This is a genomic window from Micromonospora sp. NBC_00330, assembly GCF_036136635.1.
Lineage (GTDB): Bacteria > Actinomycetota > Actinomycetes > Mycobacteriales > Micromonosporaceae > Micromonospora > Micromonospora salmantinae.
This window is the reverse complement of the sequence record NZ_CP108012.1, coordinates 1,538,485-1,547,869: the sequence shown is the minus strand read 5'-3', so window position 1 is coordinate 1,547,869 and position 9,385 is coordinate 1,538,485. Positions and strand designations below refer to the sequence as shown.

At 72.7% G+C, this 9,385-nt stretch carries 10 protein-coding genes; 9 read left to right on the top strand and 1 reads right to left on the bottom strand.

The window, feature by feature from the left end:
• Window positions 1-2: 2 nt before the first annotated feature.
• From OG598_RS06825 to OG598_RS06810, 4 genes are read left to right on the top strand one after another with little or no spacing between them, the layout of a single operon-like run.
• Window positions 3-722 (top strand): GntR family transcriptional regulator, encoded by a 720-nt coding sequence (locus OG598_RS06825; protein ID WP_328653576.1) that lies wholly within the window; start codon window positions 3-5, stop codon window positions 720-722.
• Between the two features lie 28 nt (window positions 723-750).
• On the top strand, window positions 751-1,461 hold the full coding sequence (locus OG598_RS06820; RefSeq protein ID WP_328653575.1) for a (Fe-S)-binding protein: 711 nt from the start codon (window positions 751-753) through the stop codon (window positions 1,459-1,461).
• Window positions 1,458-2,903, top strand: coding sequence for a LutB/LldF family L-lactate oxidation iron-sulfur protein (locus OG598_RS06815; RefSeq protein WP_328653574.1), 1,446 nt, complete (start codon window positions 1,458-1,460; stop codon window positions 2,901-2,903). The genes OG598_RS06820 and OG598_RS06815 overlap by 4 nt, the downstream gene beginning before the upstream one ends.
• Window positions 2,900-3,514, top strand: coding sequence for a LutC/YkgG family protein (locus tag OG598_RS06810; protein WP_328653573.1), 615 nt, complete (start codon window positions 2,900-2,902; stop codon window positions 3,512-3,514). The genes OG598_RS06815 and OG598_RS06810 overlap by 4 nt, the downstream gene beginning before the upstream one ends.
• Here the strand turns inward: OG598_RS06810 and OG598_RS06805 are convergent.
• Window positions 3,503-4,012 carry a signal peptidase II gene (locus tag OG598_RS06805; protein ID WP_328653572.1) on the bottom strand — a complete coding sequence of 170 codons (510 nt, stop codon included), beginning with the start codon at window positions 4,010-4,012 and terminating at the stop codon, window positions 3,503-3,505. The two genes, OG598_RS06810 and OG598_RS06805, sit on opposite strands and share 12 nt — an antisense overlap.
• A gap of 186 nt (window positions 4,013-4,198) precedes the next feature.
• On the opposite strand from OG598_RS06805, the gene OG598_RS06800 reads away from it, so the two are divergent.
• Genes OG598_RS06800 through OG598_RS06780 form a run of 5 tightly spaced genes read left to right on the top strand, consistent with a single transcriptional unit; the run spans window position 4,199 to window position 9,332 of the window.
• Entirely contained in the window at window positions 4,199-5,788 is a 1,590-nt protein-coding gene (locus OG598_RS06800; RefSeq protein WP_328655287.1) for an ABC transporter substrate-binding protein, read from the top strand.
• Entirely contained in the window at window positions 5,758-6,777 is a 1,020-nt protein-coding gene (locus OG598_RS06795) for an ABC transporter permease (protein WP_328653571.1), read from the top strand. The genes OG598_RS06800 and OG598_RS06795 overlap by 31 nt, the downstream gene beginning before the upstream one ends.
• Entirely contained in the window at window positions 6,770-7,654 is an 885-nt protein-coding gene (locus OG598_RS06790; protein ID WP_328653570.1) for an ABC transporter permease, read from the top strand. The genes OG598_RS06795 and OG598_RS06790 overlap by 8 nt, the downstream gene beginning before the upstream one ends.
• Window positions 7,651-8,655 carry an ABC transporter ATP-binding protein gene (locus OG598_RS06785; protein WP_328653569.1) on the top strand — a complete coding sequence of 335 codons (1,005 nt, stop codon included), beginning with the start codon at window positions 7,651-7,653 and terminating at the stop codon, window positions 8,653-8,655. Before OG598_RS06790 ends, OG598_RS06785 begins: the two co-directional genes overlap by 4 nt.
• The gene (locus tag OG598_RS06780; protein WP_328653568.1) at window positions 8,652-9,332 is read left to right on the top strand and encodes an ABC transporter ATP-binding protein; all 681 of its coding nucleotides are present in this window, start codon (window positions 8,652-8,654) and stop codon (window positions 9,330-9,332) included. Before OG598_RS06785 ends, OG598_RS06780 begins: the two co-directional genes overlap by 4 nt.
• The last annotated feature ends 53 nt before the right edge of the window (window positions 9,333-9,385 follow it).

Sequence of the window (9,385 nt, the reverse complement as noted above, 5' to 3'; positions counted from 1 at the left end):
AGATGACCCAGCAGGAACCTCGCGAGGGTCGACTCCGTCCCGCCCGTCGACTCACCCTCACCGAGGACGTCTACGAGTCGATAAAGACGCTGGTCATGGACCACATCCTTCCCCCCGGCGAGCGGGTCAACATCGACGCGCTCGCCCGGGAGCTGGACGTCTCCCCCACCCCGGTCCGTGAGGCCCTCGCCCGGCTGGAGGCCGACGGCCTGGTCCGTAAACGCCCGCTCTCCGGCTACACCACCACGCCGCTGCTGAGCCGCGCCGAGTTCGACGACCTGTTCGACGTCCGTCAACTGTTGGAGGGCGCCACCGCCGGACGGGCCGCCACGCACGCCTCCGCCGAAGCCCGCCAACGGATCAGCGTCGAGGCGGCGGCGAGCATCGACGTGGAGGCCGGCGACGGCTACCGCCGACACGCCGCCTTCACTGCGCTGGACGCGAAGTTCCACGACCTGATCGCCGAGGTCTCCGGCAGCCCGCTGCTGCGGGACACCATCACGCGGCTGCACTCACACCTGCACCTGCACCGGCTGTACTTCCCGGTCGCCGGCGCGCCGGACACCAACACCGAGCACCAGCGCATCGCCGCCGCCATCGTCGCCGGCGACGCGGCAGCCGCCACCGAGGCGATGCGCGCCCACCTCAGCGCCGCCCGGGAGCGTCACCTGCCCGCCTTCGACCAGCTCCCCACCCCCGGAGCACCGCGCGACTCGGCGTGACCCACCCCCACACACCCGAGGAGCCGCCATGCGCATCGCCCTCTTCATCACCTGCGTCAACGACCTCGCGTTCCCGGCCACCGGCATCGCGGTCACCCGCATCCTGCGGCGACTCGGCCACACCGTCGACTTCCCCGCCGACCAGACCTGCTGCGGGCAGATGCACGCCAACACGGGTTACCGGGCCGAGGCCCTGCCGATGGTGCGCAACTACGTCGACGTCTTCGACTCCTACGACGCCATCGTCGCGCCGTCCGGGTCGTGCACTGCGATGATCCGCGACCAGTACCCGCACCTGCACCCGCCCGCCACCTCGGTGGCCGCCCGCACGTACGAGCTGTCCGAGTTGCTCGTCGACGTTCTCGGCGTCACCGACGTCGGCGCCGTGTTTCCGGAGACTGTCACCTACCACCCGACCTGCCACGGCCTACGCATGTTGCGCCTCGGCGACCGGCCGCTGACCCTGCTGCGCCACGTGCGCGGGATCAAGCTGGTCGAGCTGGGCGACGCCGAGGAGTGCTGTGGTTTCGGCGGCACCTTCGCCCTGAAGAACCCGGACGTCTCCACCGCGATGCTCACCGACAAGTGCGCCCGGGTCCGCGACACCGGGGCACGGGTGCTCGCCGCCGCCGACAACTCCTGCCTGGCGCACATCGGCGGCGGCCTCGACCGCCACCGCTCGGGCGTACGGGCCGTGCACTACGCCGAGATTCTCGCCGAGACGGGAGCCACCTCATGAGCCAACCGGTCGCACCCGCCACCGGGAGCGGGCGGATCCGCACGCCGTTGCCGTTCCCCACCGCCGCCAAGCCGGCCGTCGCCGACACGCAACTGCGGGCCAACCTGCACCGGGCCACCCGCACCATCCGTGCCAAGCGAGCACGGGTCGTCGACGAGGTACCCGACTGGGAGGCCCTGCGCGACGCCGGCTCGGCGATCAAGGCGGACGTCCAACGTCGCCTGCCGGAGCTGCTGGAGCAGTTCGAGGCGTCCGCCACCGCTGCCGGCGCCACAGTGCACTGGGCCCGCGACGCGGCCGAGGCGTGCCGGATCGTCGTCGCGTTGACCCGGGCCACCGGGGCCGAGGAGGTCGTGAAGGTCAAGTCGATGGCGACCCAGGAGATCGAGCTCAACGAGGCGCTGGAGGCCGCCGGGATCGCCGCGTACGAGACCGACCTGGCGGAACTGATCGTGCAGCTCGGCGACGACACCCCCTCGCACATCCTGGTGCCGGCGATCCACTACAACCGGGCCCAGATCCGGGAGATCTTCCAGCGTCGCATGGCCGACGCGCCCGCCGACCTGAGCGACGAACCCGCCGCGCTGGCCGAGGCGGCCCGCGCCCACCTGCGACGGCGTTTCCTCTCCGCCCGGGTCGCCGTCTCCGGCGCCAACTTCGCCGTCGCCGACACCGGCACGCTCGTGGTGGTGGAGTCCGAGGGCAACGGCCGCATGTGCCTCACCCTTCCCGAGACGCTGATCAGCGTCGTCGGCGTCGAGAAGCTGCTGCCGACCTTCACCGACCTGGAAGTCTTCCTGCAACTGCTGCCGCGATCCTCGACCGGCGAGCGGATGAACCCGTACACCTCGATGTGGACCGGCGTCACCCCCGGCGACGGCCCGCAGGACGTGCACATCGTGCTCGTCGACAATGGCCGGTCCGCGGTGCTCGCCGACCCGGTCGGGCGGCCGGCGTTGTCGTGCATCCGCTGCTCCGCGTGCCTCAACGTCTGCCCGGTGTACGAACGGGCCGGCGGGCACGCGTACGGCTCGGTGTACCCGGGCCCGATCGGGGCGATCCTGTCGCCGCAGCTGACCGGCGTGGCCGACAACGCCTCGCTGCCGTACGCGTCGACCCTCTGCGGCGCCTGCTACGACGTGTGTCCAGTGAAGATCAACATCCCGGAGATCCTGGTCCACCTCCGCCAGCAGGCACCGCACCCACCCGTCGAACGGGCCACCATGCGCGTCCTGTCCTGGGTGATGCGCAGCCCCCGACGGTGGGCGGCCGCCCTGCGCCTGGCCCGGGCCGGTGCGGGGCCGCTCGGGGCGTACCGTGAGCGGCGCACCGGCGCTCGGACGCTGCGGCGACTGCCCTGGCCCGCCTCGGCGTGGACCCGGTCGCGCGACCTGCCGCTGCCCGCGCCGCAGACCTTCCGGGAATGGTGGGGAGAGCAGTGAGCGCACGTGACGAGATCCTGGCGCGACTCCGGACGGCCCTGGCCGACAACCCGCCGCCGGTGGAGGTGCCTCGCGGGTACCGCCGGGTCGACGACCGCCCCGACCTGATCGGGACCCTGGTCGACCGCCTGGAGGACTACCGGGCGGTCGTCCACCATGGCATCGACGCCCTCCCCCGACTGCTCGATGGGGTCGACCGGCTCGCCGTCCCCACCGACGTCCCCGCCGCCTGGCTGGCCGGCTACGCCGGGAAGCTGCACCGCGACGCGCCCCCGCTGTCACCGGCCGCGCTCGACGACCTGGACGCGGTACTGACCGGCTGCGCCGTCGTGGTCGCCGACACCGGCACCATCATCCTGGACGCCGGCCCGACGCAGGGGCGGCGCGCGCTCACCCTGGTGCCCGACCGGCACATCTGCGTCGTCCGCACCGACCAGGTCGTCGGTCTGCTGCCGGAGGCGCTCACCCGACTGGACCCGCGCGCCCCGCTGACCTGGATCTCCGGCCCGTCCGCCACCAGCGACATCGAGCTCAACCGGGTCGAGGGAGTGCACGGCCCGCGCCGGCTGGAGGTCGTCCTGATCAACCCGCCGGGCGGCTCAGGAGCCTGACGACGGCACCTGCTCGTCGCTGCGGCGCTCGCCCGCCGTCGCGCGCAGCGGAACGCCGCGCACGTTGAGCAGCATGACGATGCCCACGCCGACCACCAGGGCGATGTCGGCGACGTTGCCGACGAAGAACCCGGCGTAGTCGATGAAGTCCACCACGTGCCCGCGAGCGAACCCCGGCTCCCGGAAGAGGCGGTCCAGCAGGTGCGTCACCGCGCCGCCGAGCACCAGGCCCAACGCCACCGCCCAGGCGCGCGACGTGACCCGCCACGCCACGACCGTCACCGCGACCACCGCCGCCGCCGCGAACACCGCGAAGATCCAGGTGTACGCGGAGCCGATCGAGAAGGCGGCGCCCGGGTTGTACAGGAGCCGCAGTTGCAGCAGGTCACCGACGACGGTGATGGTCTGCCCGCCGGAGAGCGCGGACTCGGCCCAGTACTTGGTGAGCTGATCCGCAGCGAGCACCACAGCAGCGATCAACACGACGGCGCGGAACATCCCGGAACCCTACCGGTCACCGGTGACCGTCACCACCGACGGATGCGTCCTGATCAACCACGTGCTGCATCCCTTTGGTAATTGCCAAAGAGTGGCAACTGTGCCACCGTGATGATCAACGGATGCGGCGCCACGCCCACCCGATCAACGATCCTCCCCACACCACAGGAGCCCTCTGTGACCCGGATGCGTCCGACCTTCCGACGCCTCGTGGCGTCGACCGCGGCGGCGGGGATGCTCGTCCTCGCCGGATGCTCGGCCCCGGCCACCCCCGACGGCCCATCCGGCGGCGCGACGCTTGTCGTCGCCACCTCCGACGAGCCGGACGCGTTGAACCCGGTGCTCAACTACGGCGTCGACGGCGCCTCGCTGATCTTCGACGGCCTCGTCAGCCGGGACGCCGACAACCGCCTCGTCGCCGGTCTGGCCACGGCGTTGCCGGAGCTGTCCCCCGACGGACGCACAGTGACCGCGAAGCTCCGCGACGGCGTGCAGTTCCACGACGGCACCGCGCTGACCGCCCAGGACGTCGTCTTCACGTACCAGGCCGTGCTGGATCCGACCGTCGATTCGACGCTCCGCTCCGATTTGGACATGGTCGAATCGGTGACAGCGCCCGACGCGGCCACCGTCGTGTTCCGGCTGCGCTACCCGTACGCGCCGTTCCTCCAGCGGCTCACCCTCGGCATCGTGCCGGCGAAGCTGCTCAGCGGGCAGGACATCAACACCGCCGGGTTCAACCGCAAGCCGGTCGGGACCGGGCCGTACCGGGTCGACTCCTGGACGCCGGGTGACCGCCTGGTGCTCACCGCCAACGAGCGCTACTTCGGTGGCCGGCCGAAGAACAACCGGGTCGTGGTCGCGTTCGTCGCCGACGACAACGTCCGCGCCCAGCGGATGCGGGCCGGCGAGTTCGACGCCGCCGAGTTGCCGCCGAAGCTGGCCTCCGGTTTCGACGCCGACGCCACGTACCGGGTGCAGCGGGTGCCGACCGCCGACTACCGCGGCGTGATGCTGCCGACGGGCAACCCGGTCCTCGCCGACCCGGCGGTCCGTCGGGCGCTCAACCTGGCCGTCGACCGGGCCGCAATGGTGACCGGGCTCCTCGGCGGCGCCGGCGAACCGGCGTTCGGACCGATCCCGCCGACCTCCGAGTTCGCCGACCCGTCGATCATCGGCAAGCCCACCGCCGACCCGACGGCGGCGGGAGCGCTGCTCGACGCGGCCGGCTGGACCCCCGGCCCCGACGGGGTACGCGTCAAGGACGGCCGACCGGCCCGGTTCACGCTGATGTACCCGGCGAGCGACACGCTGCGCAAGGACCTGGCCCTCGCCGTCACCGCCGACGCGAAGAAGGTCGGCATCGCTGTCACTCCGGCGGGGCTCACCTGGGACGCCATCGACCCGCGGATGAGGTCCGACGCCCTGCTGATGGGCTACGGCACGCCGTACGACCCGGACTTCGTCTCGTACAAGCTGTTCGGCTCGATGTTCGCGGGGCAGGGCTACTTCAACCCCGGCTCGTACCGCTCCGAGGTGACCGACCGGGCCCTCCAGGAGGGACGCGACCAGATCGACCCCGCCCTTCGCACTGCCGCGTACGCGCAGTTCCAGAAGCAGTTGGCCGCCGACGTACCGTGGCTGTTCCTCACCTACCTGCGGCACACCTACGTGCTGAAGTCCTCGGTGCGGGGCGTGACGCCGCGGGTCGAGGCGCACGAGCACGGGGTGGCGAACAGCCTCTGGTGGAACATCGACACCTGGACGCGGTCGTGACCCGCTCGCCTCGACTGGCCGGGGCCGGTGCGGTGGTCCGGCGTCGGCTTCTCGTCGCCGTGCCGGTGCTCGCCGCTACCAGCGTCGGGATGTTCGCCCTCGGTGCCGCCTCGCCGGTCGACCCCGCGAAGCAGTACGCGGGCGCGGCGGCCTTCACCGCCAGCGAGGAGAACCTGGCCCAGCTGCGCGCCAACTGGGGCGTCGACGACCCCCTGCCGGTGCAGTACCTGCGGTGGATCGGCAACCTGGTCCAGGGCGACCTGGGTTGGTCGACCAGCCGCCACGAGCCGGTCGCCTCGGTGCTCGCCGCCCGGGCCGGCTGGACGCTGCTCCTGATCGGTGTGTCCCTCGCCCTGGTCCTGGTCGCGAGCCTGCTGCTGGGCGCGCTGGCGGCATACCGGCGGGGCGGGTTGTTCGATCGGGCGTTGCGGACGGCCGCGTACGCGGTGCAGTCGATGCCGGTCTTCTGGCTGGGCCTGGCCGCGATCGCCGTGTTCGCGCTGGCCCTGGGCTGGTTGCCGGCGGGCGGGCTCACCGACGTCACAGCGACCAGCACGTCCTGGTCCGATGTGGCGCACCACCTGATCCTGCCGGTCGGGGTGTTGGCAGTGTCCCAGGCGCCGTGGTTCGTACTGTTCGTCCGGGACGCGGTAGCGGAGAGCATGCGCGACGACCACGTGCTCGCGGCGCGGGCACGCGGGTTGCCCGGTCGGACTGTGCTGTTCGGGCACGCGCTGCGGACCGCGCTGCTGCCGTTCCTCACCCTGGTCGGCACCCACCTGCCCGAGTTGGTCGGCGGGGCGGTGCTGGTCGAGACGGTCTTCTCGCTGCCGGGCCTCGGCGCCGTCACTGTCGCCGCCGCACTGGGCAGCGACTTCCCGCTGCTGGCGGCGATCACGCTGGTCACCACAGCTGTGGTGCTGGCCGCGAACCTCGCTACCGACCTCGCCTACGCCGCCGCCGACCCGAGGGTACGACTCGATGGCTGACCTCGCTGCCCGACCGCCGCTGCTGCGGGTGGCCCGGTCCCGACTGCGGCTGCGGTCCGGCCGGGCCGGTGCCGTGGCGGGCGGCCTGGTCCTGCTCGTGGCCGTCGCCGGCTCGCTGCTCGCCCCGCTGGTCTGGCCGCTGGACCAGAGCGCTGTCGCGCTGGACCAGACCCGGTTGGCGCCGTCCTGGGCCCACCTCGCCGGCACCGACGACCTGGGCCGCGACGTGGCGCACCGCGCCGTCTACGGTCTGCGGGTCTCGCTGCTCGTCGGCGCGGTCGCCGCGCTCGTCGCCACAGTCCTCGGGGGCGTGGTGGGCGGGATCGCCGGCACGCTCGGCGGCCGGGTGGACCGGATCCTGATGCGGATCGTGGACACCATCGCCGCGATGCCGCACCTGCTGTTGGGCATCTTCATCGTCGCCATGCTCCGTCCCAGCCTCGGCGCCGTGATCGCCTCCGTCGGGCTCACCCACTGGCTCTCCACCGCCCGCATCGTCCGATCCGAGTTGTTGAGCCTTCGGACCCGACCGTTCATCGACGCCGCCATCAGCGGCGGAGCCGGCCGGCTCCGGGTCCTCACCCGGCACCTGCTGCCGCACGTCCTGCCCCGGCTGGCCCTGGCGACCACCCTGATGATCCCGCACGCGGTGTGGCACGAGACCGCCCTGTCGTTCCTCGGCCTCGGTCTGCCGCCGCACCTCGCCTCGCTGGGCAACATGATCAACGACGGTCAGGGGTCGCTGTTGACCGGCGCCTGGTGGGCCAGCCTGGCGCCGGGCGCGGTCATCATCGTCGTCACCCTCGCCATCGCGGTCCTCGCCGCCCGCTGGCGCGACCGCCTCGATCCCCGGATCCGAGCGGAGCTGCACCTGTGACCACGACCGAATCCGTTCCCGCTTCGGTGCCTTCCCGCACCGTGGTGACTCGGCCGCTGCTCGCCGTGGACGGCCTCGGCGTCGAGTTCCGGCTCCGCGACGCCCGTGTGCGCGCGGTCAGCGATCTCAGCCTCACCGTCCGGGCCGGCGAACTACTGGCCATCGTGGGCGAGTCCGGCTGCGGCAAGTCCGTCCTGGCCCACGCCCTGCTCGGCCTCCTGCCGGGCAACGCCACGACCACCGGTCACGCCGTGCTGCACCACTCCGGCGCCGACCCGGTCGACCTGGTCACCTGCGGGGAGCGCCAGCTGGCCCGCAGGGTACGCGGACGCCGGATCGGGTTGGTCCCGCAGAGTCCGGCCACCGCCCTGAACCCGGTCCGCACCGGACGGCGACTGCTCGCCGAGACGCTGCGGACGCACGGCCGCGACCGCGCCGACGCCGACCAGCTCGCTGTCGACGTCGGGCTCGACCCGGCGGACCTGGACCGCTACCCGCACGAGCTGTCCGGTGGCATGGCACAGCGTCTGGTCACCGCGCTGGCGCTGGCACCCGACCCGTCACTGCTCATCGCCGACGAGCCCACCACCGGGCTGGACCGGCCGCTGGTGGACCACACCCTCGACCTGCTGCGCCGCCGTTGCGAGAACGGCGCGGCCGTCGTACTCATCACGCACGACCTGGCCGCCGCACGCCGGGTCGCCGACACCGTCGCCGTGATGTACGCCAGTCGCATCGTGGAACACCGCGACACCGACCAGCTCTTCACCGCGCCGGCTCACCCGTACGCGTCGGCGCTGCTCGACGCCCTGCCGGACCGGGCCTTCCGGCCGGTGCCGGGCGACCCGCCGATGCTCACCGCGCTGCCGCCCGGTTGCGCGTTCGCGCCCCGCTGCCCACGCCGCACCGACACCTGCGCGGACCGGCCACAGTCGACGCCGGTCGCCGGCGGCGGCACCGTGGCCTGCCACCACCCGATCCCCACCGGAGCCATCACGTGACCAGCGCGCAGCATCTGCTCGCCGACGAGGTGAGCGTCTCCTACGGCCGCCAGGTCGTCCTCGACGGCGTCACAGTGCGGATCGGCCGGGGAGAGACGGTCGGACTGCGGGGGCCGTCCGGCTGCGGAAAGTCGACACTGGTCCGCGTCCTGGCCCTGCTGCACCGCCCCGATCAGGGCCGGGTCAGCATCGACGGCACCCCTGTCGACGCCGTCCGGTACGCCGTGCCGGTCGCCCTACGGACCCACGTGGCCGCCCTCTTCCAGAGCCCGCGCGCCGCCGCCGACCCTCGATTGAGCCTCGCCGATCTGATCGCCGAACCGCTGCGCGCCACCCGGACGCCCGAGTCGGCGGTCCGGGAACGGGTGGCCGAACTCGCCGACCTCGTGGGCCTCACAGCGGATCTGCGCAGCCGGCGTCCCCACGCGGTGTCCGACGGGCAACTGCAACGCGCCTGCCTCGCCCGGGCCCTCGTACACCGCCCCGACTACCTGCTCTGCGACGAGGCCACCGCCATGCTCGACGCCTCGACCCAGGCGCACGTCGCCGCCGTCATCCGCGACTACCAGCGGACCCAGCAGGCCGGTGTCCTGGTCGTCACCCACGACCAGACCCTGCTGGACCGCTGGAGCGACCGGATCGTCGACCTCGCCGGCGCAGCGGGGGCACGCGCCTGACCCTCGGTGCGTTTGCGAATGCCGGGGCAACTGGCGATCGGCATCGGAGGTCC

What these genes read in the sequence shown, in the direction of transcription:
- OG598_RS06820 (WP_328653575.1), top strand. Translation starts at nt 751, where the DNA reads ATGCGCATCGCCCTCTTCATCACCTGCGTCAACGACCTCGCGTTCCCG.
- OG598_RS06815 (WP_328653574.1), top strand. Translation starts at nt 1,458, where the DNA reads ATGAGCCAACCGGTCGCACCCGCCACCGGGAGCGGGCGGATCCGCACG.
- OG598_RS06800 (WP_328655287.1), top strand. Translation starts at nt 4,199, where the DNA reads ATGCGTCCGACCTTCCGACGCCTCGTGGCGTCGACCGCGGCGGCGGGG.
- OG598_RS06805 (WP_328653572.1), bottom strand. Translation starts at nt 4,012, where the DNA reads ATGTTCCGCGCCGTCGTGTTGATCGCTGCTGTGGTGCTCGCTGCGGAT.
- OG598_RS06790 (WP_328653570.1), top strand. Translation starts at nt 6,770, where the DNA reads ATGGCTGACCTCGCTGCCCGACCGCCGCTGCTGCGGGTGGCCCGGTCC.
- OG598_RS06825 (WP_328653576.1), top strand. Translation starts at nt 3, where the DNA reads ATGACCCAGCAGGAACCTCGCGAGGGTCGACTCCGTCCCGCCCGTCGA.